The organism is Pseudomonas sp. St290 (assembly GCF_018325805.1).
Taxonomy (GTDB): domain Bacteria; phylum Pseudomonadota; class Gammaproteobacteria; order Pseudomonadales; family Pseudomonadaceae; genus Aquipseudomonas; species Aquipseudomonas bijieensis.
Genome location: NZ_AP014703.1, coordinates 6,000,546 through 6,023,065, shown reverse-complemented (window position 1 = coordinate 6,023,065; position 22,520 = coordinate 6,000,546). Strand labels below are relative to the sequence as shown.

Annotated in this window: 19 protein-coding genes; 13 read left to right on the top strand and 6 right to left on the bottom strand. The window is 61.2% G+C overall.

Annotated features, from left to right (window positions below):
• The 9 genes from PBDP_RS26385 (at window position 1) to PBDP_RS26345 (ending at window position 8,574) form a co-directional block, all read left to right on the top strand.
• On the top strand, window positions 1-1,620 hold the full coding sequence (locus tag PBDP_RS26385; protein ID WP_212801523.1) for a DUF2300 domain-containing protein: 1,620 nt from the start codon (window positions 1-3) through the stop codon (window positions 1,618-1,620).
• Between the two features lie 3 nt (window positions 1,621-1,623).
• Window positions 1,624-2,457 carry a YfaP family protein gene (locus tag PBDP_RS26380; RefSeq protein WP_109756453.1) on the top strand — a complete coding sequence of 278 codons (834 nt, stop codon included), beginning with the start codon at window positions 1,624-1,626 and terminating at the stop codon, window positions 2,455-2,457.
• A gap of 529 nt (window positions 2,458-2,986) precedes the next feature.
• Window positions 2,987-3,568, top strand: a complete 582-nt coding sequence (locus PBDP_RS26375) for a YjfI family protein (protein ID WP_092258175.1) — start codon at window positions 2,987-2,989, stop codon at window positions 3,566-3,568.
• Window positions 3,569-3,590: 22 nt separating this feature from the next.
• Window positions 3,591-4,289 (top strand): PspA/IM30 family protein, encoded by a 699-nt coding sequence (locus PBDP_RS26370; protein WP_116833561.1) that lies wholly within the window; start codon window positions 3,591-3,593, stop codon window positions 4,287-4,289.
• Between the two features lie 266 nt (window positions 4,290-4,555).
• The gene (locus PBDP_RS26365) at window positions 4,556-5,590 is read left to right on the top strand and encodes an ion channel (RefSeq protein WP_109756456.1); all 1,035 of its coding nucleotides are present in this window, start codon (window positions 4,556-4,558) and stop codon (window positions 5,588-5,590) included.
• Entirely contained in the window at window positions 5,577-6,239 is a 663-nt protein-coding gene (locus PBDP_RS26360) for a DUF2491 family protein (protein WP_212801522.1), read from the top strand. The genes PBDP_RS26365 and PBDP_RS26360 overlap by 14 nt, the downstream gene beginning before the upstream one ends.
• A 15-nt stretch (window positions 6,240-6,254) precedes the next feature.
• The gene (locus tag PBDP_RS26355; protein ID WP_046064802.1) at window positions 6,255-6,683 is read left to right on the top strand and encodes a DUF350 domain-containing protein; all 429 of its coding nucleotides are present in this window, start codon (window positions 6,255-6,257) and stop codon (window positions 6,681-6,683) included.
• Between the two features lie 19 nt (window positions 6,684-6,702).
• Entirely contained in the window at window positions 6,703-7,404 is a 702-nt protein-coding gene (locus PBDP_RS26350) for a DUF1190 domain-containing protein (RefSeq protein WP_109756458.1), read from the top strand.
• Window positions 7,405-7,416: 12 nt separating this feature from the next.
• On the top strand, window positions 7,417-8,574 hold the full coding sequence (locus PBDP_RS26345) for a glutathionylspermidine synthase family protein (protein WP_116833560.1): 1,158 nt from the start codon (window positions 7,417-7,419) through the stop codon (window positions 8,572-8,574).
• Between the two features lie 141 nt (window positions 8,575-8,715).
• Here the strand turns inward: PBDP_RS26345 and PBDP_RS26340 are convergent, their stop codons facing one another.
• From PBDP_RS26340 to PBDP_RS26315, 6 genes are read right to left on the bottom strand one after another with little or no spacing between them, the layout of a single operon-like run.
• Complete coding sequence (locus PBDP_RS26340; protein WP_109756460.1) at window positions 8,716-9,648, bottom strand: phosphatidate cytidylyltransferase; 933 nt, start codon at window positions 9,646-9,648, stop codon at window positions 8,716-8,718.
• 1 nt (window position 9,649) lies between these two features.
• Window positions 9,650-10,270 (bottom strand): lysophospholipid acyltransferase family protein, encoded by a 621-nt coding sequence (locus PBDP_RS26335; protein WP_109756461.1) that lies wholly within the window; start codon window positions 10,268-10,270, stop codon window positions 9,650-9,652.
• A gap of 9 nt (window positions 10,271-10,279) precedes the next feature.
• Entirely contained in the window at window positions 10,280-10,735 is a 456-nt protein-coding gene (locus tag PBDP_RS26330; RefSeq protein WP_116833559.1) for a hypothetical protein, read from the bottom strand.
• Window positions 10,725-12,068 (bottom strand): phosphatase PAP2/dual specificity phosphatase family protein, encoded by a 1,344-nt coding sequence (locus PBDP_RS26325; RefSeq protein ID WP_212801521.1) that lies wholly within the window; start codon window positions 12,066-12,068, stop codon window positions 10,725-10,727. Before PBDP_RS26325 ends, PBDP_RS26330 begins: the two co-directional genes overlap by 11 nt.
• A complete protein-coding gene (locus PBDP_RS26320) occupies window positions 12,068-13,825 on the bottom strand; it encodes a bifunctional alpha/beta hydrolase/class I SAM-dependent methyltransferase (protein ID WP_116833558.1) in 1,758 nt (585 codons plus the stop codon). Before PBDP_RS26320 ends, PBDP_RS26325 begins: the two co-directional genes overlap by 1 nt.
• Window positions 13,826-13,836: 11 nt before the next feature.
• Complete coding sequence (locus tag PBDP_RS26315) at window positions 13,837-14,460, bottom strand: CDP-alcohol phosphatidyltransferase family protein (protein WP_109756465.1); 624 nt, start codon at window positions 14,458-14,460, stop codon at window positions 13,837-13,839.
• Between the two features lie 467 nt (window positions 14,461-14,927).
• On the opposite strand from PBDP_RS26315, the gene PBDP_RS26310 reads away from it, so the two are divergent.
• From PBDP_RS26310 to PBDP_RS26295, 4 genes are all read left to right on the top strand, one after another.
• Window positions 14,928-15,386 (top strand): GNAT family N-acetyltransferase, encoded by a 459-nt coding sequence (locus tag PBDP_RS26310; protein WP_116833557.1) that lies wholly within the window; start codon window positions 14,928-14,930, stop codon window positions 15,384-15,386.
• 135 nt (window positions 15,387-15,521) lie between these two features.
• On the top strand, window positions 15,522-20,378 hold the full coding sequence (locus PBDP_RS30180; protein WP_212801520.1) for an RHS repeat-associated core domain-containing protein: 4,857 nt from the start codon (window positions 15,522-15,524) through the stop codon (window positions 20,376-20,378).
• Complete coding sequence (locus tag PBDP_RS26300; RefSeq protein WP_212801519.1) at window positions 20,375-20,770, top strand: hypothetical protein; 396 nt, start codon at window positions 20,375-20,377, stop codon at window positions 20,768-20,770. The genes PBDP_RS30180 and PBDP_RS26300 overlap by 4 nt, the downstream gene beginning before the upstream one ends.
• 492 nt (window positions 20,771-21,262) lie before the next feature.
• A complete protein-coding gene (locus PBDP_RS26295; RefSeq protein WP_212801518.1) occupies window positions 21,263-22,516 on the top strand; it encodes a cystathionine gamma-synthase family protein in 1,254 nt (417 codons plus the stop codon).
• The last annotated feature ends 4 nt before the right edge of the window (window positions 22,517-22,520 follow it).

Here is a 22,520-nt window from a genome sequence, read left to right as displayed (position 1 = left end):
ATGCGCAGGCGGTGGTTTGGCTGGCTGTTGTGCTTGATCCCTGTGCTGGCAACAGCGCAGGACGAGCCGTTGCGCCTGGCCTTCGATGGTCAGTTGCTGCGAGTGAGCCAGACTCAGGTGCTGGACCGCCAGCCGTTGCCCGATTCCTTGCAGGCGCCGCTGGGCAGCCTGTGGAAACTGTTCGTCTACGCCTGGCTGGTGGACACCGACGCCCGCGAGCCGGTTTACGAGTGTCGCGGTGAATCGAAGGAAGAGGTCTATTGCTGCAACGCCGGGCAGAGCATCGCTCGCGACCAGGCACTGGTGAAATCCTGCGGCTTGTATTTCGAGCCGCAGCGGCTCGGGCTTTCGGCCTCGAACTGGCGCGATTACTGGCAGGCCCGTCAGGCGCCAGCGTGGCTGTTGGATTTGCCTGCGTTGCAACCGCAGACGCACGTGCCGGTCGCGGAACTGCTCAAGGCCTTGGCTACCTTGCCGGCCCAGGACCAGGCGCGCCGGGTGCTGCTGGACGTGGTGCTCAGCGCGGCGGACGGGCGGCTGGTGGGTGAGTTGGGTAGTCGCCTACGGGTCAAGACCTGGAGCTGGCTGGGTGACCAGGGACCTTCCTCTCGACAGGGCGGTTTCGCCGGTTGGCTGGCCGATGGCACCCCGGTGTGGGCTGGCGGACGCGGTACCAGCCAGCAGGTATTGAAGGTGTACGGCGACGGGTTGGCGGCTGCATTGCCCTCGCGCTGGCCGGCGGAAACCGGGCGTTGCGTGGAGGTGGGGCTGTTTGCCCGTTATCCCTGGCAACGGGTGATGGCCGGCGACCGCCCGGCTACACCGGGCCAACTGCGCGGCGATTATCGCGTCGAGTTCAGCAACGGCAACCAGTTGGATATCCACAGCGACGGCGAGTTGTTCCTGATGCCCGGCAAGTTGGTGGCGCGGTTGGACCGGGAAGAGTACGTCGCCCGGGTTCTGCAGCGCGAAGCCAAGGCCGAACCCGCCGAAGCGGCCAAGGCCTTGGCCGTGGCGATCCGCACCTACCTGCTGCAAAACGCCCAACGCAACGGCGACTGCCTGAGCATCGACGACAGCAGCCATCGCCAGCGCGTCGCCCCGCGCCCGGCGGCGCCTGAAACCCGCGCCATTGCCGCCTGGACCAGCGACCTGGTGCTGGCCGGCACCGATGTCACCTACCACTCCGATCAGCCCGGCCCGGACAAACTGTCCTGGGCTCAAGCCGTGGAGCAAGCCAATGCCGGCCAACGCTACGACGCCATTCTGCTGCACGCCTACCCGCGTGCCAGCCTCAGCCGCTGGGACAATCCGGTGGCGTCCTGCGAAGCACTGCCGGCCGCCCAGGACTGGCTGCTGAAACAGCGGCGCGGCTGGCGTGAGCGGCTGGAAAGTGAAGTGGGCTACAACGAAATCAGCGCTTTCGCCGTCTGCCGCGTCGCCTTCGGCCGGCCTTACGTCGACCGCGAACGCCAGCGCATCTACGTGCGCGGCGTGCTGTCGCTGCAAGACCGCCTCGACCTGACTCATGAATATCTGCACCTGGCCTTCGAAGCTCATCCCAATGGCCAGGACGAAAACTATATCGAAGGGCTCGCCCGTCACCTCTTGCTGGAATAGACCATGACACTCCGTTATCCACAGGTCTTGCTGTTGCTCTGCGCCCTGACCGCGTTGCCACCGGCCATGGCCGCCGACTCCATCAGGCTCGACACCCCGGTCGGCGGCTGGCGCAGCGGTGCGCCGGGTGGCGAAGGCGAAAACTACAGCCAGACCGTCAACTACCCGGCCTCGTCAGTCAATACGCCCCCAGGCCAGGCCGACACCGCCCGCATCAGCGGCCAGATCAAAAGCGCGCCCAAGGATGGCAACGCGCCGGGCCAACTCATCGTCAACGGTGTGAGCCTGCCGCTGAAACTCGATGAAGAAGGACGCTTCGACCGGCCGTTCTCGTTCCCCAACGGCAGCAACAGCGTCGAAGTGCGCAGCGCCGACGGCCAGCAGCGCCACCGCACGCAGTTCCTCAACACCAGCGGCGGTGCCACTCCGGCCAAGCTACGGGTGTTACTGAACTGGGACAGCGACGGCACCGACCTGGACCTGCACCTCGTCACCCCGGACGGCGCCCACATCTGGTATGGCGACCGCGTCGCCCCCAACGGCGCGGCCCTCGATGTCGACGTCACCACCGGCTACGGCCCGGAGATCTTCTCCATGCCCGCGCCGATCAAAGGCCAGTACCTGGTGTACGTGAACTACTACGGCGGCGGTTATCGCAGTGAAGAAGACAGCGAGGAAGGCGAGGGCGGTGGTGAACAAGCGCAACAGGCCCTGACCACGGCACAAGTCACCGTGATCACCGAAGAAGGCACGCCAAACGAGAAAATGGAAACCTTCGTGGTGCCGATGCGGGCGGTGGGGGAACTGACGTTGGTCAAAAGCTTCAGCTATCCGTAAGGCATCGTCGCAGCCACAACTGAATTTACAGCCTGTGGAGATCCCCTGTGGGAGCCGAGCTTGCTCGCGATGACGGTCTAGCATCCAACATCAATGCAAGCTGACCCACCGCCATTGCGAGCAAGCTCAGCTCCCACAGAGGATCTATGGTGGATGCCTGATCTGTGAACGCTCGAAAACCCTGTGGGAGCGAGCCTGCTCGCGATGACGGTCTAGCATCCAACATCAACGCAAGCTGACCCACCGCCATCGCGAGCAAGCTCAGCTCCCACAGAGGATCTATGGTGGATGCCTGATCTGTGAACGCTCCCACAGGGGTCGTCAATTGCTCCGAAAAAATCTCACGCGTGAGCTATTGTGAGGTTTGGAAACTACCTGTAGTGTTTCTCACGCGTGAGTTTTTCACAGTGGGGTCAGTACCATGCAAACCAGCTCTCCATCGGATCCGCCAGGCGGGCCTGATGACGATTCAATGAGCAGCACGGGAGAGCGCTCCAAGCCCGCCGCGAAAAAACCATCGAGCTTTTACATGAAGCAGATGCGCGCGGGCCTGAGTGCCGCCGGGTATGTGAAACACGAGACTTGGGTGCTTCCCGAAAACCGAAGCCTGCTCAAGCAAATGGAGAAACAGCTACGCCAACCGATTCTGGCTGGCTCATTCATGTCGGAGAATTACATGAGCGCAGGTAATAACTGGAACATCGATCGCCTCTACAGCGCCCTCCAGGCCCTGGATGAAGTGGTCGCGAACGACATCACTCTTTCCCTCGTCCAAGGCTCCGAGTCCAGCATCAAGCTGGAAATGAATGACTTCGGTGGCTTGCCGATCTACATCGCCGTGGTGGGTGATCAGATCATCGTCGATACCGTCCTGGTGGACGTTGAGTCGATCAGCGACGTCGCGGCCTTCAACGACGCCGTGCTGCGCAGCCGGGAAATGTTCCCGCTGTCGTCCATCGGCATCGAGACCATGCCCAACGGCCAGGTGGTCTACAACATGTTCGGCGCGTTGAGTTCCGACTCCAGCCTGACCAACGTCGTGACCGAGGTCAAAACCCTCGTCGACAACGTCCAGCGCGCCAGCGAAGCCTTCGAACGCTTCTTCATTTAATTCGCCGAATAGGAACCATCCAATGACTCAGTCCATCTGGAGCAAGTTGTTCACCGCACTGCGTGGCGGCGCCAACGAAGTCGGCGAATCGATCGTCGACCAACAGGCCCTGCGCATCCTCGACCAGGAAATTCGCGACGCCGACAGCGCGCTGGCCAATGCCAAGCGTGAGCTGGTCACCATCATGGCCAAGTACAAGCTGGCGACTGATCGCGTGGGTGAATACAACGCCAAGATCAAGGACCTGGAAGCCAAGGCCCTGGCCGCGATCCAGGCCAACCGCGAGGACCTGGCGCTGGAAGTGGCCGAAGCCATTTCGACCCTGACCAACGAACTGGACGCCGAGCAGAAGCACGCGACCGAATTCGGCGGTTACGCGGACAACATGCGTAAAGACATCACCAAGGCCGAAAGCCGCATCAAGAGCCTGCGTCAGCAAGTGGACATGGCCAAGGCGCGCGAAAGCGTGCAGAAGGCCCAGGTCAGCGCGTCGATCGCCAGTGGTGGCGCCAATGGCAAGCTGGAAACCGCCGTGGGTACGCTCAACCGCCTGCAAGCCAAGCAACAGCAACGCGCCGCTGAGCTGCAAGCCCAGGACGAACTGGCCGAGGCTTCGACCGGCTCCGACCTGGAGCGCAAGCTGCGCGATGCCGGCATCACGCCGAACGAAGGCAGCGCCAATGCGATCCTGGAACGCCTGAAGAAAAAATCGGCTGAGTAATCGCTGAGCGCACCGAACCCGTGGCGAGGGAGCTTGCTCCCGCTGAGACGCGAAGCGGCTCCAGAAATGGGGCCTGCTGCGCAGTCCAGCGGGAGCAAGCTCCCTCGCCACAATAGTGTCCGGCACGCCATGGATTTAATTGTGGTTCAGGTACTTTTATCCAAGCGCCGCAACAGGTTTAATGCTGTCCGGCCACTACGCTCGAGCCCTCAGACGCCAGAGTGATGAGCCCGCCAGGAACCAAGCCCCACGGAGTCAGGGACGAAATGTCGATTTTCCTTTTGTTGCGCTCGTACGCTTCGTCCTTCTTCCATCGGTTCGGCTGGGCGGGACTGGCCATTGCGTTGGGCGTGCACCTGTCTACGGCCTGGATCGGGCTGGTGCTGATAGGCGAGCAACACCTGATCGCCGCCGCCACGTTTACCTACTTCTATCTCACCACCACGCTTACCGTCGGCTATGGCGATCTCGCGCCACAGACAGCGGCGGGACGGGTGTTCGTGGCTACCTGGGTCATGCTCGGGGGTATCGCGCTGCTGACGGCAGCCATCGGCAAAACCACCAGCAGCGTCATCGATGTATGGAGAAAAGGCATGAAGGGAAAAGGCGATTTCACCGGCAAGGTCGGCCACACGGTTCTCATCGGTTGGGAGGGCGCCTCCAGCGAGCGGGTCATTGAATTGCTGCTGCAGGACGAAACCTCCAATGACAACCTGATCGTCATCTGCGATTGCGATCTCGAAGAAAACCCCATGCCCGGCAAGACCTCGTTCATCAAGGGCGACAGCTTGTCCTCCGTCGCACTGCTACAGCGTGCCGGCGTGCCAGGCGCCGAACGCGTGCTGGTGCGAACCCATTCCGACGACCTGACCTTGGCCACCGTACTGGCGGTCAATCAATTGGGCCCGGTCGGGCATGTGGTCGCCCACTTCAATGACAGCGAAATCGCCGCCCTCGCCAGCGCCTACGCGCCGAGCCTGGAATGCACCTCCAGCATGGCCATCGAAATGTTGGTGCGTGCCTCCCAGGATCCGGGCTCGTCCGTGGTCATCAATGAATTGCTCTGTGTCGGGCAAGGCGCTACGCAGTACCTGATGAAACTGCCCGAGGCGTTCGAGGCGACGTTCGGCGAGCTCTATAACCGGATGAAAGAGCAGCACAACGCTACGCTTATCGGCTACCGCGCCAAGGGCGCCCGACACCCGTCGATCAACCCGCCCGGCACCACGCGTGTCGTGGGCGGAGAACTCTTCTACATCGCCTCCACGCGTCTGAAGGAAATTTCCCATGGGGTGGTTTAAACAGTTGATGGGGCTCGAGGCCCCGAACGCGAACACGACAGCTAGCCATGGCGCGCCGATCAGCGGGCCGCTGGGCCTGGCCTCCGGCAAACAGGTCATGTTCGATTCCACACTCAAGTTGTTGCTCGATGGCAACAGCGCCGTGGTCATTCCCGGTTCTCAACAGATCTGGAGCCTGGGCATCGTCGACCTCGGGCAATCGAACTGGTTGACGCGCTGTTACATGAACGACGAAGACTACTGGCTGCAAGTGCACGCCAGCGGCGACGTCGCCGGGCAGGTCGAGTCGGTGATCCTGTTCAACTACCTCAGCTACGTCACCCTCAACAGTGAAGCGGAATTGCGCCGGCTGGCCGGCCCTGAAAGCCTGATCGGCCTGCCGACCTACACCCACAACGGCGTCGAGTACACCCGCGAATGGGGCACCGAGGCGGGCCAGACCGAACTGGTGGGGTTGAGCGAACGCGTGAGCAATCCGGACGAGTCCTACAGTGTCGAGCACCGTTCGATGCTGTACGCCCGCGATACCGGCCTGACGGATCGCCGGGAGTTCCTGTTGTTCTCCGTCGAAGAGGACGCCGAAGGCACTGTCAGCCTGAGCACTTCGCTGGGTATTTCGCTGTACACCACTGACCTGAACACTCTTTGAATAAGGAAGAAGTCCATGCTTGAAGCGCTCTCCATTTCCCTGAACAAGGCCGCCGTGTTCGGCTTCGTTTTGTACATCCTCGGCGCCGCCGTGCTGTTCGCGCTGTTTCAGTTCATCTACATCCATGTCACGCCGCACAAAGAGTTCGAACTGATCCGCTCGGGCAACGTGGCTGCGGCCATCGCCCTGAGCGGTGCCCTCATCGGTTTCGCCATCCCGGCCAGCAACGTGATTGCCTACTCGATCAGCATGCTGGACTTCGTCGTCTGGGCGGTGATCGCCGCTGTCGTTCAGTTGTTGGCGTTCCTGGTGACCAGCCTGGTGCTCAAGGGCGCTTCGGCGCGCATCAAGAACGGTGAAATCGCCGCCGGTATCTACATCGCCGCCGTGGCCATCAGCGTCGGCATGTTGAACGCCGCGTGCATGACGCCTTCCACGAACTGATCGCGCCACGGAGAACCCGATGAAACGAAGCAAGTACGTTCAGCTTTCGCTGGCCGCGTCGGTCGCCTTGGCGATATCCGGCTGCGGGCCGACGGAAAAAACCTACAAGTTGCAGAAGAAGTACAACTTCCAGTCCGTGCAGCAATGTGTCGATGAAAAGCTGCCGGTGGACATTTGCGCCGACGCCTACATGACCGCCATGAGCGAGCATCGTCGCATCGCGCCGACGTACGCCAGCCAGGCTGATTGCGATGCCGACTTTGTCCCCGATTGGTGCCAGCAGGACTCGGCCGGCCAGTTCATCCCCAAGCTGGGTGGATTTGAGCTGAGCGCCGATGGCGAGGTCACGCAATCCCAGGTCGACGCCGCCCGGGCCCAATTGCCGGCTTCGGAAGCGAACGTCGGTGGTTCGGGCTTCAGCAACCTGCTGACCGGGCTGTTGATCGGCAACATGCTGAGCGGCAACCGCAACAGCTATTACTCCGAACCGGTCTACCGTTACCGCGATGATCGTGGCGACTACGGTTCCTCGACGCTCAGCCAGCGGGTTTCCAGCGGCTCGACCTTCACCAAGTCCAACCAGGCGCGGTATGGCAGCTATACCGATTCCATCAAGAGCAGCAAAGCGATGTCCGTCGCTTCCTCCACGTCTCGCGGTGGCTTCGGCAGCAAGTCCAGTGCCCGCAGCGGTTGGGGTGGTTCGAGCAGCTCCGGCGGTTGAGGAACCAGCGCCATGAAGAAGATCCATTGCGCCGAACGTCATGACTGGAAACAGACCGCCGAACAGCTCGGCTTTCTGTTCCACACCATCGATAACGAACCCTATTGGGACGAAAGCGCGTACTACCAGTTCACCCTCAGGCAGATCGAGGACGACCTGGAAGACCCGACCACCGAGATCCATGACATGTGCATGGACCTCGTGGCCCGCGTGGTACAAAGCGAAGAGCTGTTGGAGCGCCTGAGCATTCCCGCGCCGTTCTTCGACCTGGTGCGCACTTCATGGCTCGAAGGCCACCCGCACCTGTATGGGCGCATGGATTTCTCCTACAACGGCAGCGGCCCGGCCAAGTTGCTGGAGCTCAACTACGACACGCCGACCAGCCTCTATGAAGCCGCGGCGTTTCAGTGGGGCTGGCTGGAGCAATGCATCGAGCGCGGCTTGCTGCCCAAGCATGCCGACCAGTTCAACAGCATCGACACCAAGCTGCACCAGGCCTTTGCCCAGTTGCAGCTCAAGGAACCGTTTTACTTCGCTTCGATGAAAGGCTCGGTGGAGGACAAAGGCACCACGGATTACTTGCGGCTGATCGCGGAGAAAGTCGGTATCGAGTCGCGGCACATCGACATCGAGGACATCGGCCTCAACAGTGACGGGCGTTTCGTCGATCTGGAAGAGCGCTGGATTCCGCACCTGTTCAAGCTGCACGCCTGGGAGTTCATCTTCCACGAGCCGTTTGGTGAAGCGATTGCCCAGTGTGATACGCAGTTTTTCGAGCCGGCCTGGAAGTCGATCATCTCCAACAAAGGCATCCTGCCGTTGCTGTGGGAATTCAACAAAGGCCACCCGAACCTGCTCGCGGCCCACCTGGATACCGACACCAGCAAAGCCGTGCCCAAGGGCTGGGTGCGCAAGCCGTTCTTTTCCCGGGAAGGCGCCAACATCGAGCTGCAAACAGCGGATGGCCTGATCGTCAAAGAAGACGGGCCCTACACCGACGCGCCGTTCATTCTCCAGGAATTCGCGCCGCTGCCGAAGTTCGACGACAGCTACACGCTGATCGGTTCCTGGGTCATCGGCGACCAGGCGGCGGGCATTGGCGTGCGGGAAGACAACAGCTTGATCACCAAGGATTCAAGCCGGTTCTTGCCGCATCTGATCCTCGACTGATTGTCTGACACTAAGCACTGAACCCCTGTGGGAGCGAGCCTGCTCGCGATAGGGGCATGTCAGTCAACATCGATGTTGGCTGATCCACCGCTATCGCGAGCAGGCTCGCTCCCACAGGTTGGGTGTTCGCCGCAGACTTTTTCAGGTCCACCAGTACCGAACCAGATGGAAGAAGATCGGCGCGGCGAAGCACACCGAGTCTAACCGGTCGAGCATGCCACCGTGGCCTTCGATCATGTGGCCCCAGTCCTTCACACCGCGGTCGCGTTTGATCGCTGACATGACGATGCCGCCGGCAAAGCCCAGCAGGTTGATCAGCAAGGCGATGAGGAACGACTGCCACGGATTGAACGGCGTGATCCACCACAGCGCGCCACCGATCAGCGAGGCCAGGAAAATGCCGCCGGCAAAGCCCTCCACGGTTTTCGAGGGCGACAGGTTCGGCGCGATCTTGTGTTTGCCGAACAGCTTGCCGCACACGTACTGCAACACATCCGACAGCTGCACCACGATCACCAGGTAAGCGATCAGCAACAGGTTGCGTCCTTCGAAACCAGCGATGTCCAGGGTCAACAGGGCGGGCACGAAGGAGATGCAGAACACCGCGATCATCAACCCCCACTGGACCTTGGAAGCGCGCTCCAGGAAGTGCGTACTATCGCCACCCAAGGACGCCAGGATCGGCAGCAGCAGGAACACGTACACCGGGATGAAGATCGAAAACAGCCCGTACCAGTCGTAGTAGATCAGCAGGTATTGCAGCGGCAGCGCCAGGTAGAACGCTGCCACCAGGGCCGGATAATCACTGCGCCGGGTCGGCGTCAGGGTGAGGAATTCCCGCAGGGCGTAGAACGACACCGCGTAGAACAACAGAATCACCGCCGCGTTGCCGAGCCAGAACGCAATGCCGATCACCAGCACCATGATCCACCAGGCGTTGATCCGCGCGTTGAGGTTGTCGATGACCGAGTTTGGCGCGCCTTTGGTGCGCAGCTTGAGAATGAAACCAATCAGCGAAGCCAGCACCAGAATCGCGCCGATCCCGCCAAATAACATCAGGGTATATCGATCCATGTCAGACGTGCTCCGGGGCCAGTGCCAGCAGCGCGGCGCGGCTGCGTTCAAGAAATTGCTCTTTGCTTTCACCTTCTTCGATGCACAGCGGCGCGCCGAAACTGGTGGTGCATAACAGCGGCAGAGGCAAGACCCGGCCTTTGGGCATGACGCGGTTGAGGTTGGCGATCCACACCGGAATCACCTCGACCTCGGGATGAGCCTTCATCAAGTGGTAGATCCCGCTCTTGAACGGCAGCAAGCCTTCGTCGGGGTTGCGCGTGCCCTCGGGGAAGATGATCAGCGAGTCGCCGTTCTCCAGGGCTTCGAGCATTGGCTGCAATGGGTTGTACGAAGGATCCTTGCGTTCGCGGTCCACCAGCACACCGTTGAACACTCGGTTGATGATGTAGCGCCGCACCGGGCTGGTCTGCCAATAGTCGGCACCGGCGACCGGCCGGGTCAGTTTGCGCAACGCCGGCGGCAGCGAGGCCCAGAGCAACACGAAGTCACCGTGGCTGCTGTGGTTGGCGAAGTAGATCCGCTGCACCTGCGTCGGCGCACAGCCGAGCCACAGGCTGCGAGCACCGGTGACCATGCGGGCGGCGGAGGTGATGAGGTTGGCGACCACGGGTTCGAACATGAGGATTCCTTATCCTGAAAAGGCTAGCCAGGGACTGGCCAGGATGAAGCCCAGCGTCAAGACAACTTGTGCGGCCAGCAATCGCGACTGTCGACGCAGCAGCAACAACGCGCCGTGCCGGCGTTCGGTCCAGAGACGGCCGGCGCGTTCGGCCGGTTGCAGGCCCAGGGAGGTGAGGGCCTGATCCAAGGTGTAGGTGCGCTCGGCCAGGGATTGAGTGCTGTCAGCCATGCGCTGAAACAGATCGGCATCAAATGCCACGCGCAACGCCCAGTATTTTTCCAGCACACCGAGCACGATCAGTACGGCGCTCAACAGCAGCAACCACGGATCGATGACCCCCACCAACCACTGCCCCAACCCCAGCAGCACCGCCAGCAGCGTCAGCCCGGTGGACAACTGATCCAGCGATTGACCGCGGCGCAACAGACTTGCCACGGTGTGCAGTTCCATATCAGTGATCATGGACATTCTCCCGGCTTGTGGATAACGGCTCCAACGCCCGACGATGCGCCGCATGCAAGACAATGCGCGGGCGAACGCGCTGGATTTGCACGATAGCCGCATCAACATTCGCTGCCCGACCACTGTGCAACAACCAGGCGACCACGGCAGTTGCGCTACGGGAATAGCCCAAGGCGCAGCAGACCAGCACCGGCCCGCGCTGACGAAGGCTTTCGATGGCCTCCGCCGCTTTCAGGCATTGCTCGGTGGTCGGCGCCGTCAGGTCGAGCACCGGTAGCGAGCGATAGGCAACCCCCGTGCTGTCCATGGACAGTTCTGCGCAGAGGTCGAGCACCCCGCTAAACGCGCTGTCCTTCAGCTCCATCGGCGTGGGAATGCGCCCGAGCCAGACGTTATCCGCTACTTGATCCGGTTGCGGATGTTGGCGCGTCCACCAGCGGGAATTGATCCACGCCGCCGCCAGATAAGGCGCCAGCAACCAGCGCGCCGCCGGGCTCAAGCGGCCATCGACACGCTTCTGGAAACCGTCGGCACCGAACACCAGGTAATTCAGCGCCACCATGAGCACCGCCACCGCCGGCCAGATCAACCAGAGCCACGCGCCGCCCAAGGCAAACGCCGGGATGAACAGCGCCGCCGCGCCCAAGCCATAACGCAGCGCCAATCGCCGGCGGGCAGGGACTGTCGCCAGACGCGCACTCAGCAGCGGACTTGGCCGATCCAACGGCCACAACCACACACACAACCAACCGGCCAACGCCCCCGTGGGCAGGTCAATGAAGTGATGTTGATAAGTGGTCAGCACCGACACACCAATCAGCGCAAACCACCCGTGCATCAGCCAGCGCCAGAACCCCTGCAGATGCCGCTGATAACAGACCCACAGCACCACCAGCAACGCGATGTGCAGCGACGGCGCCTGGTTGAACGGCTTGTCGAACCCCGCCAGCACCTCGAACAACCAACCGAACACCCCGTCCATTTCTGGCCGGGGGAAGGTGAAGCGTAGCGGCCAGAGCAGAAAGCAACTGACTGCAATCACCTGGGCCGTGAGCAGGCGCAAGGCGTGGCGCTTGAGTTCGTCGCGGCTGGTGGGCAACAGCAGGGACAGGCCGTACAGCAGATCGATCGACCAGTACGGCACGATGGTCCAGGCCATGAACGGCATGTGGCTTTCCCAGGCGAACACCAGCGTGCCGACGTCGTCACGCTGGGAGGTGACCCAGGTGGCGAAGCCATAGGTGCTGAAGAACAGCGGCGCCAGCAACAGCAGCCACAGCACTGCCGGTTTCAGCAGTGCGGGCTCGCGGGCCGGAGCGATGACGGCGCTCATTACTGCACTCGCTGGGCCAGCGAAACGCTGAAGATGCCCCATTCATCGACCCGCAGGGTGATCTTGCGAAAGCCCGCCGCCTCGACCAGTTGATCCATTTCCGCCTGCGTACGCCGACGCATCACCCAAGCCTGCCCGGCACGGTGGCTGGTGAGGGCGCGGGCGATCAGTTCCAGTTGCGGGTGCCACGGCTGGCCGGTGTAGACCAGGAAACCGCCAGGCTCTACCGCTTCGGCCAAACCGGCGAGGGAACCGCCGACCATCTGGTTATCGGCAAACAGCTCATACAAGCCGGACACCACGGCCAGGGTCGGTTTTGGCTGCAGCGCCGCCAGGTCCTGGCGATCAAACGCGTCGCCTTTGACGAACCGGGCGATATCACCCAAGCCCTTTTCGAGGATCAAGGCGCTGCCATCGCGCACGTTGATGTCGCTGTAGTCGCGCAGCAGGATCGACTCCGGCAACGGGCTGACGCCTTGCAGCGCTTCGAGAATGTAGCGGCCATGACCGGCGGCGATATCGACGATGCGCACTTCGCGGTCTTGGGCGCGCAACTCGCCCATGGCCAGGCGCAGCAGTTCTTCAACGTGCACTTTACGCTGACGAATGCCGCGCCAGCCGATGGAGTTCAGGTAGTTCTGGTCAATCATCTTGCCCACGGCCGAGGTGCCGGTGGGGCGATTGCGGTAGACGTAGTCCAGGGTACTGCCGGAGTCGAACCCGGTGTCGAAGCCCAATTTCACGCCCGCAGACAATTTGCTGCCAAAGCGCATGCTGGCGCGGGTCATGCGCCAGTACAGGTCGCGCAACGAGTTGTGCGGCAGCGGCGTCGCCAGGGTTTCGGCTTCGGCGCAGGTCACGCCCAGGCGATCGGCGTCCAGCAGGGAAGGGCGTTCCAGCGGGCGGGCGAAGTTTTGCAGGATGAAGCGGCGGGCACTGGCGATGGCCGGCGCGCGGTTCTTCTCGCCGAGGGTGTCGTGGAAGAACCCCGGCAGGATGTGCTTCTCCTTGTGCAAACTGCCCAGGCGATCGAAGAACTGTTCCTGGGGTTTGCGGTGCACGACAAAGTCCGAGCCGGAGATCAACAGCTGCGTCGGCACCTGGATCGCCTGGGCGTCGGCCACCACGCGGTCGGCGGCTTCGTACAGGCCCAGCAGTACGTTCACCGAAATCGCCTTGGTGATCAGCGGATCGCTGTCGTAGGACGCCACCCGTTCCGGGTCATGGCTGAGGAACTTCGCCTTGACGTAACTGTTGACGAAAAAATTGCCGCGAAACTTGCGCATCAGTGCCAGGCCCGGCCGAGCGAACGGCACGTAGAGCTTGACCTTGAACGCTGGCGACGCCAGCACCAGCGAACGGATGCGCGGTGCGTAATCGTGGACCCAGGTCGATGCGATCACCGCCCCGACGCTTTGCGCGACCACGGCGATGTTCGACTCGTCGATCTGATGCGTGGCGCCGATGTGATCGCAGAAGGTCTGCACATCCCGCGCACTGGTGGCAAAGCTCGGGCTGTCACCGCGCGCGCCCGGCGACTGGCCATGGCCCCGTGCGTCCCAGGCAAAAAAGTCGAAGCCGGGCAAATCCAGCTCATCCACCAGGTGCGCAATGCGCCCGGAGTGTTCATGCCCGCGGTGAAACAACAATACGGCCTGGCGGGGTTCACCCGCAGAGGCATTGACAGCCGGCCAGTGCCGGTAGAACAACTCCACGCCATCGTGGGTGGTGAACGTCAGTTCCTGGGCTTCGCGCATTGCAAGTTCCTTTATGCTGAGGGAGCGTTTTCCTTCACTTGGCTCAGGCCGTGACGGACCCGATTGACCAAGGTATAAACCAGCAGGGCGGCAACCACCGCCATCACACCATCAACCCACAGCGCCCCGAGCCAACCCAGGGCAATACCGGTCGCCAACACGCCCAACACAAAGGCGCGATCACTTTTGCCCATCGGCCCGTCATAGCGCCGCGAAGCCCCGACCATCGCCCCCAGCACGCCTGCGTATTCGCTGAACAGCGCCAACAGCGTGACCAACAACACGAGCAACAGACTGGCATCGGGAATCAGGGCAAAAGGCAGGATCAGGGCAGCGTCGGCGATGATATCGCATAGCTCATTGAGGTAGGCGCCCAGATGCGATTGCTGACCAAACTCCCGCGCCAACATACCATCTACCGCATTCAACGCCATGCGCAGGAACATCCAGATCGGCACCAGGACGAAGATCCACGGATGGCTGGCGAACCACGCGATCACCGCACCGACCAAGACTGAAACGATGCCCGCGAGCACCGTGATCTGGTTGGCGGTGACGCCGTTGTTGTAAAGGCGTTGAACCATGGGGCGCAGCAGGTTTTGAAAGGCGGGCTTGAGTTGGTAGATGGAGGGCATCGGGGTGAGATCTCGGCCGGTTGCGGGGCTAGGGCTTATACAGGTGCGAGATTACGATAGGTTGAGGGGTTGCTGGCGGGTATTTCTTGAGAATGAGCGCGGGTAGGCATCTAAAACGAAATTGCCTGGGCAAAAATAGCCAATGTGTGCGGGCCTGAACCCATCCATCCACATCGGCCGATGCCATTCTTGTGGCGAGGGGATTTATCCCCGTTGGGCTGCGCAGCAGCCCCAAGAGGACTTAACTCAATCTGTCTGTAATACCGAGGTGTGGATTTTTTGGGGCTGCTTCGCAGCCCAGCGGGGATAAATCCCCTCGCCACAAGAGCAGTGGGTGGTGTGTCAATTCAGGATCAAACTACAAAAATCCTGTGGGAGCGAGCCCGCTCGCGATAGCGGTACAACCAGAACAGACCAGCAGCCTGCTGACACTCAACCCTCCCCAGGACAAATAAGGAGTGTTTCAAATGCCACAAATGGATTGGCTCGCCAACCACATGGATAAATGCGACCAGATGGCCGAGTGGCTCCATCGTGAATTCAGCTATGAATTTGCCCAGCAATCCCTCGCCAGTTGGCAGCAGGAGTTCGCCGCAGGGCAGCGCGATGGGCGCTGGAAGTGCCTGATCGCCATGGAACACGGCCAGTTGCTCGGTGGTGCTTCACTGGCCAGTCACGACCTGCCGGATCGGCCAGAGCTGGGGCCGTGGCTGGCTTGCGTGCTCGTCGCCCCCAGTGCCCGACGCAGAGGGATTGCAGCGCAGTTGATCGAAGGCGTCTGCAGCCATGCGCGGGAGGTGGGAATCATCACCTTGTTCCTGCACACCCACAGCCAGCGTGATTATTACGCAAGGCTGGGTTGGGACGTGTTGGAGCGTTTTGAGGCTTGGGGGAAAGAGCAATGGCTGATGGCGCGGTGTTTATAGTCATCGACGGGGTTCCCACGCCAAGCGTTTAAATTTAGCGAATCGCCCTACATGCTTTATCCCCTTTCCCTGACTTAATTCCCCTGTCATCCCCGGCAGAGTCTCGCGTTCGTCCCCGCATCGCGAGATTCCTGCATGTTTGCCCCCGACAAGCTCCTGGCCCTGAACAACACCATTGGCTTGCTGGTGGTGGCGGCCATGGACCCCGAACAGCCGGATGTCGATGCGGTTTTCCAGGATTTTCGAGCCTGCCTGAACAACTACGACGCCTGGGCTGAGAGCTTCTGGGCCGGTTGGGCGCTGGATCTTGAGCAAGTGTTCAAGGTTGGTAACGAGGTGTCTCTCGCGGCACCGAAAAACCAGCACACACCCGTCAGCGCCACGGTGGTGACCTGCCCGGCGGGTGGGCCGCTGACGCTGGTGCACATGTTCCAGGCGGTGCGCTTTGTGCCGATCGGCGATACACCGGTGATGCTGGAGCCGGTCATCGAAGGCGCGCCGGGGCAGGAAACCTTCGGCGAGCCGATCCACCACGTGATCGGCCCCAGCGGCATCCTGGAAGTTCCTGAGTGTTGGCGGGGCCAGCGTTATCGCATCACCTTTTTCCCCCATGTAACGGCCGATCACGTCAAGGCGTTGTACGCGTCTTACCAAGGCGTGATCGATGAACTCGAGGGTTGGCTGAAAGCGGAGTGGGAGCAATTTCAACCGCTGTGGGCGGAGTTTTCCGACGCCGGCTTTCTTGAACGCTACGGCGTATTGCAGCGAGCCGATTGGCGCGGCTTCGAAAACGCCCTGCATCAGCTGTGGGACGACGTTAAACAGGTTTTCGAGCTGCTGGCTGATCTGCAGGCCAACAGCGAAAAGCTGTTGGAGTACCTGACCCGCGTCGAGCTTGAACAATTACTGAAGGCTTCCTCTGAGGCAATCGCCAGAGGGTTGATGGTGTTGAGCGACGAGCCGTTGCTCTTCATCCACATGGCGGCGTTCGCCAGTTGGCTACGGATGTTGCCACCCCAGTACCTGGCTGAAATCGTCGGGGAGCTGCGCGCTTCGGTATTGATCAATTTCCTGCTGATGCGTTTGACCGGGGGGCTGGGCCTGGGTCTTCGCATGAGCGGTAAAGTCTTGGGCCAGGTTCGCTCGGAGCGGGCCCGGGAGTGGTTGCTGGCGTCGAGCCTGAGATTGGGTCAACTCAACCCCGACCGGCTCAATCAACATGTCGATGTGCTCAAACCATTGGTGGTCAGCCAGCGTGCGCCTTTAAAACCGACACCTGTCGGACCCTTGCACATCACCCCTGAACATTCTGCACCACTGTCCGTCAGCAACCCGGCCGCTGTAGCGCGGGAAAAGTCTCAAGGGGCCACCCGGCTAAGCAAATACGAACCCCACGACGACGCCCCAACCCAATCGAAAAACCCCAATGGCGACAGCGCCGACACCGCGGCCCAGACCCAGACCAGCGGCTGCCCGGTGTCGATGGTCACCGGCGAAGAACTGCTGACCCTCGACGACGGCACCCTCGATGGCCGCTTGCCGTTCGTCTTCACCCGTTTGTACCGCACCAGCGCCGCCGACCTGGACGTCGGGCTCGGGCGCGGCTGGAGCCATGCCCTGGCCCATCGCCTGGAACTCGACGGCGAGCAGGTCGTCTGGGTCGACCAGGAAAACCGGCGCACCACCTTTCCACTGCCCAACGCCCAGCGCCCGGCGATCCACAACAGCCTGGCCCGGGCGGCGATCTACCTCGGTACCGAGTCGGACGAACTGATCGTTGCCCAAGCCGGTGCGGACGCCGCGTTCCTGCACTTTCGCGACGGCCACCTGGTGGCCCTCAGCGATCGCCACGACAACCGCCTGACGGTCCAGCGCAACATCCATGGCGACATCAGCCGCCTGGACAACGGCGCCGGCCGCGCCCTGCGCCTGCGCTACGCGCATCGTCACCTGGTCGCCGTCGACTACCAGAGTTTCCACCCGGCCATCACTCTCGACGAAGCCTGGCGGACCGAGCAGACGCTGGTGACCTACCGCTACGACGGACGTTTCCGACTGATCGAAGCGACCAATGCCGCCGGCGAAAGCGAACGCTACGACTACGACGACCGACACGTCATCCTCCAGCGGCAACTGGCCGGCGGGGCGAGTTTCTACTGGGAATGGCAAGGCCTCGGGCCGGCCTCCCGCTGCGTCCGGCATTGGGCCTCGTTTGCGCAGATGGACAGCCGCTACACCTGGGGCGAGGACGGCAGCGTCACGGTCCGGCACCTGGATGGCAGCCAGGAAGTGTACGTCCACGACGAGCGGGCGCGGCTGGTGCGCAAGGTCGAGCCCGACGGCGGCGAGCACCTCAAGGCCTATGACGAACAGGGCCGGTTGATCGCCGAACAGGACCCGCTGGGGGCGGTCAGCGAATACCGCTACGACGAAGTCGGACGGCTAGTGGCGCTGATGCCGGCGGACGAAGTGCCGACGTCCTACGAATACCGCAACGGTTTCCTGCACGCCCGTTCCCGTGGCCAGGCCGTGTGGACCTACCGGCGCAATGCCCGGGGCGATGTGATCGTGAGCATCGATCCGGATGGCCGGCGCACGGAATATGCCTACGACGCCCACGGGCAACTGCTGGCGAGGTATGACCCGGACGGCGGCGAACATCGGTTCGCCTGGAGTCGCCTGGGCCAACTGACCGAAGAGATCCTGCCCGATGGCGGGCGTCGGTGTTTTTCCTACGACGCCCTGGGACGTTTGCTCAGCCGCAAGGACGAACACGGCGCCCTCACGCATTACCGATGGGACGCCGTCGGCCGACTGCTGCAAGTGACCTTGCCCAGCGGCGCCACCCGGACCTGGAGCTACAACGCCTACGGCAAGGTCACCGCCGAGCGCGATGAACAGGGCCGCCTCACTCGCTACGAATACGCCGACGACCTGCACCTGGTCAGCCGTCGCCTGAACCCCGATGGCAGCGAACTGAAATACCGCTACGACTCGGCGCGGCTGCTGCTGACCGAGATCGAAAACGAATCCGGCGAAAAATATCAGCTGGACTACACGCCCAACGGCTTGATCCGACAGCAAGTCGGCTTCGACGGCCAACGCACCACCTACGCCTACGACCTCAACGGCCACTTGCGGGAGAAAACCGAACACGGCGAGGACGGTTCGCAGTGGGTCACCCGCTACCAGCGTGACGCGGCCGGGCGGTTGCGGGTCAAGACCTTGCCCGACGGCCAGGCCATCGAGTACCGCTACGACGAACTGGGCCGGTTGGTCCACGTCAACGACGGCAGCAATCGTCCGCTGGCCTTCGAGTACGACGCCCAGGACCGGCTGGTCGGCGAGCATCAGGGCTGGGGCACCCTGCGTTATCGCTACGACGCCTGCGGGCGCCTCAACCACCTGCGCTTGCCGGACGACAGCCAGCTCGACTACCACCATGCCCCCGGTGGCGCGCTGACCGCCATCGACCTCAACGGTTCGCGCTTGACCGAACACCGATTTGACGGCGGTCGCGAACGGCAACGCCAGCAGGGCCGGCTGCTCAGTGACTACGCGTACGACGAACAGGGCCGCCTCAAGGCCCAGACCGTGTGGCAGAACCCACAGCAGCAACTGTTCTGGCGCGATTATGCCTACAGCCCCCGGGGCAACCTGCAGACCCTTTCCGACAACCGCAGCCGGCGTTGCTACCAGTACGACCCGCTGGATCGCCTGACCCGCATCGACTTTTCCCACAGCGAGCCGCCGGAACACTTCTGCCATGACCCGGCCGGCAACCTGATGATGCAGGACCGCCCCGGCCCGACCACCCTCAAGGGCAACCGCCTGCTCAAGGAAGGCGACCGCTACTATGACTACGACGCCTTCGGCAACCTGATTCGCGAGCGCCGCGGCCAGGCCCTGGTCAGCGCCTACCGCTACGACAGCCAGCACCGCCTGATCGGCGTCACCACGGCGGACGGCCGCGAAACGTCCTACCGCTACGACGCCTTCGGCCGACGCATCAGCAAAACCGTGGACGGCCTGACCACGGAGTTTTTCTGGCAGGGCGATCAGTTGGTCGCCGAAAACAGCCCGCGCCACCACCGCAGCTACGTCTACGAACCGGACACCTTCCGCCCGCTGGCGATGCTCGACGGCGAAGGCCTGAACGCCTGCCCGTTCTACTACCACCTCGACCACCTGGGCACGCCCCAGGAACTGACCAGTTACAGCGGACAGATCGTCTGGTCGGCGCGCTACAACGGCTACGGCAAACTCACTGAACTCAAGCACGGCGGCGGCGAACAACTGGAGCAACCCCTGCGCTTCCAGGGCCAATACTTCGACCCGGAAAGCGGCCTGCACTACAACCGCCACCGCTACTACAATCCCGAGACCGGCCGCTACCTGACACCCGACCCGAGCAAACTGGCGGGAGGGCTCAATGGGTATCGGTACACCCTGAACCCGACGGGGTGGGTGGATCCGTTGGGGTTGGTGGATTGTCCGGGGAAGGGTGGGTGTAGGCCGACGGTTGGGGAGCAGGATCCGGCGGCGAAGGTGGCTGTTGGTCAAACGGAACCTAAGCTACCTATTCCTAAAAAAGAAGAGGATTTTCTATATCGCGGTGATGAGCGAAATCCCGAAGATGTTTTTGAAAACGGTTTTAAAAGCAAAGGAAAAAGCAAGAATCTTTTCTTGCACTCTATGGATAGTGATTGGCCTCCTAGTTACTATATTAGTACCTCCTATTCAAGGGAGGTAGGAAAGAAGTTTGCCACCGGTGATTATACGAGAATAGGATACTTGTATACATTGCAAAAAATTCCAGGGCACGATTTGAAAAAAGAGCTAGGGGCTTCATATTTGTTCGGGGCTGAAAAAGAGATTGCCATTCCAGATCGCATAAAAAATGAAGATGTGCTTGGCGCGACCTTGATACTTGATAATGGAAAAGAGTTTGGCTATTCCATACCTAACCCTAATAGGAGAATAAAAAAATGATTTCTAAGGTGGAAGTGTGTGTGTCTAGGGGAGGAAAAAAAGAAAGGCTTTTTCTTGTGTGTGATTCTGAAAAAATTGCAATAACTTTTCCTGCGGCAGATGGTGTTGATAGAACTTATGTGGGCGGTAATTTTTATAAGTGTTTTGCGAGTCTTCGGCGAGACAATCCGGATGTGATATTTTTTTGTAAGGGTGCTAAGAAAAATGTTCATCCGTCCGGTATGTCGGCGCAGATGTCGCTTGGGCTAAAAGCGTATGAGTTGAATGTGGGTGTCACTCCATCTCTCAATGATGTTGTTTATATATTTGATTACGATGATAGCAACTTGGCGAGCGATCCGAGTGAGCAAGAGGTTTTTTTTAAAGAGTGGGTTGAATCTCGTTTGTCGTAGTTATGGATATGAGGGGGAAGGTAATGGTAGGTAAGGGTGACATGGTCAATATTTTTGATTATGAAGATAAGGACTTAACCAACGATATTACAGAGCAGGCTGATTACCATCGGCACTGGTTGCAGTCTTTGAGCGCTGGTTCGTGATTTGCTCCCGTTGGGCTGCGAAGCACTCTCTATCGATTTTCAGCGCCATGACACCTCGCGCCCTCCCGCACAGCAAATCAACGCCACCCCCGGTGCGGGAGCGAGCTTGCTCGCGATAGCGGAGTATCAGTCACCCTCAATGGCAGCTGACCCACCCTCATCGCGAGCAAGCTCGCTCCCACAGGGTCATCACTGACTTACACGTCGCTACTTCGTACTCAGCCATTAAAAAAACCACCCCTTTGGCACCGATAACATCGTTTCTCGGGCCGGCGGCTTTTCCCTATATTGGCCCCCAGATCCGGTGAATGGCTCAACGTTCACCCCTTGAGTGCGAGTAGTCCCAATGAACAATAAACCTGACAGCACAGGGCTTGAAAATGCGGGAGCGGCGACCCGGGCGGTGTGGGGCGGGGAGCAAGTCAGGCATCCCTATAACGCCACGCAAACCCCAATCGTGGTCAGCGCCGCGTATGGCTATGACGACATCGACGTCTGGTACGACGTCGCGCTGGGCAAGGCACCAGGCTTTATCTACAGCCGCATGAGCAACCCCACCGTCGAGACCCTCGAAGCCAAGATCTGTGAGTTGGAAATGGCGGAGTCCGCCGTGGCGTTCAGCAGTGGCATGGCGGCGATCAGCAGCGTGCTCTACACCTTCCTGGCCCACGGCGATCGAGTGGTGTCGACCAAGGACAGTTACGGCGGCACCAACAAGATTTTCGAAGAATTCCTGCCGCGCATGGGCGTGGACGTGACCTTGTGCGAGACGTTCGATCACGAAGAAATCGAGCGGGAAATCGCCAAGGGTTGCCAATTGGTGTACCTGGAAACGCCGACCAACCCGACCCTGAAAATCCTCGACATCCCACGCCTGGTGGCGGCGGCCAAGCGCGTTGGTGCCGTGGTGGTGGCGGACAATACCTTCGCCACGCCACTCAACCAGAACCCGCTGGCCTTGGGCGTGGACGTGGTGATCCACAGTGCGACCAAGTTCCTCAGTGGCCATGGTGATGTGCTCGGCGGCCTGGTCTGCGGCAGCGCCGTCTTGATGGCCAAGGTTCGGCACTATCGGGAAATCAACGGCGCATCGCTCGACCCGTTCTCGGCCTACATGATCATTCGCGGCATGAAAACCCTGGTGCTGCGCATGCGTCAGCAGCAATCCAGTGCCCGGGCCCTGGCGGAATACCTCGGCACCGAACCCTTGGTGGAATCGGTGAATTACCCCGGCCTGCCCAGCCATCCGAACCACGCGGTGGCGTGTGCGCAAATGTCCGGCTTCGGCGCCATTGTCAGCTTTGTCCTGGTCGGTGGCATGGACACGGTCAAGCTGCTCTTGCCGCGCCTGCGCTTCGCCCATTGCGCGGGCAACCTGGGCGCGGTGGAAACCATCTACGGCCCGGCCCGCACCACCAGCCATGTCGAAAACACCCTGGAGGAACGCCTGGCCCTGGGCATCTCCGAAGGCTTGGTGCGGGTTTCGGTGGGCATCGAAGACACCGACGATCTATTGGACGATCTGAAACAGGCATTCGCCTTCGTCAAAAAGACCCTCAATCCGCACCTCAATGAAGTCCACATCGAAGCCGCAAACTGAAGTT

Excerpts from the sequence above, each read along its gene's own strand:
- PBDP_RS26385 (WP_212801523.1), top strand. The coding sequence starts at position 1 with ATGCGCAGGCGGTGGTTTGGCTGGCTGTTGTGCTTGATCCCTGTGCTG.
- PBDP_RS26380 (WP_109756453.1), top strand. The coding sequence starts at position 1,624 with ATGACACTCCGTTATCCACAGGTCTTGCTGTTGCTCTGCGCCCTGACC.
- PBDP_RS26375 (WP_092258175.1), top strand. The coding sequence starts at position 2,987 with ATGAAGCAGATGCGCGCGGGCCTGAGTGCCGCCGGGTATGTGAAACAC.
- PBDP_RS26370 (WP_116833561.1), top strand. The coding sequence starts at position 3,591 with ATGACTCAGTCCATCTGGAGCAAGTTGTTCACCGCACTGCGTGGCGGC.
- PBDP_RS26365 (WP_109756456.1), top strand. The coding sequence starts at position 4,556 with ATGTCGATTTTCCTTTTGTTGCGCTCGTACGCTTCGTCCTTCTTCCAT.
- PBDP_RS26360 (WP_212801522.1), top strand. The coding sequence starts at position 5,577 with ATGGGGTGGTTTAAACAGTTGATGGGGCTCGAGGCCCCGAACGCGAAC.
- PBDP_RS26355 (WP_046064802.1), top strand. The coding sequence starts at position 6,255 with ATGCTTGAAGCGCTCTCCATTTCCCTGAACAAGGCCGCCGTGTTCGGC.
- PBDP_RS26350 (WP_109756458.1), top strand. The coding sequence starts at position 6,703 with ATGAAACGAAGCAAGTACGTTCAGCTTTCGCTGGCCGCGTCGGTCGCC.
- PBDP_RS26345 (WP_116833560.1), top strand. The coding sequence starts at position 7,417 with ATGAAGAAGATCCATTGCGCCGAACGTCATGACTGGAAACAGACCGCC.
- PBDP_RS26340 (WP_109756460.1), bottom strand. The coding sequence starts at position 9,648 with ATGGATCGATATACCCTGATGTTATTTGGCGGGATCGGCGCGATTCTG.
- PBDP_RS26335 (WP_109756461.1), bottom strand. The coding sequence starts at position 10,270 with ATGTTCGAACCCGTGGTCGCCAACCTCATCACCTCCGCCGCCCGCATG.
- PBDP_RS26330 (WP_116833559.1), bottom strand. The coding sequence starts at position 10,735 with ATGATCACTGATATGGAACTGCACACCGTGGCAAGTCTGTTGCGCCGC.
- PBDP_RS26325 (WP_212801521.1), bottom strand. The coding sequence starts at position 12,068 with ATGAGCGCCGTCATCGCTCCGGCCCGCGAGCCCGCACTGCTGAAACCG.
- PBDP_RS26320 (WP_116833558.1), bottom strand. The coding sequence starts at position 13,825 with ATGCGCGAAGCCCAGGAACTGACGTTCACCACCCACGATGGCGTGGAG.
- PBDP_RS26315 (WP_109756465.1), bottom strand. The coding sequence starts at position 14,460 with ATGCCCTCCATCTACCAACTCAAGCCCGCCTTTCAAAACCTGCTGCGC.
- PBDP_RS26310 (WP_116833557.1), top strand. The coding sequence starts at position 14,928 with ATGCCACAAATGGATTGGCTCGCCAACCACATGGATAAATGCGACCAG.
- PBDP_RS30180 (WP_212801520.1), top strand. The coding sequence starts at position 15,522 with ATGTTTGCCCCCGACAAGCTCCTGGCCCTGAACAACACCATTGGCTTG.
- PBDP_RS26300 (WP_212801519.1), top strand. The coding sequence starts at position 20,375 with ATGATTTCTAAGGTGGAAGTGTGTGTGTCTAGGGGAGGAAAAAAAGAA.
- PBDP_RS26295 (WP_212801518.1), top strand. The coding sequence starts at position 21,263 with ATGAACAATAAACCTGACAGCACAGGGCTTGAAAATGCGGGAGCGGCG.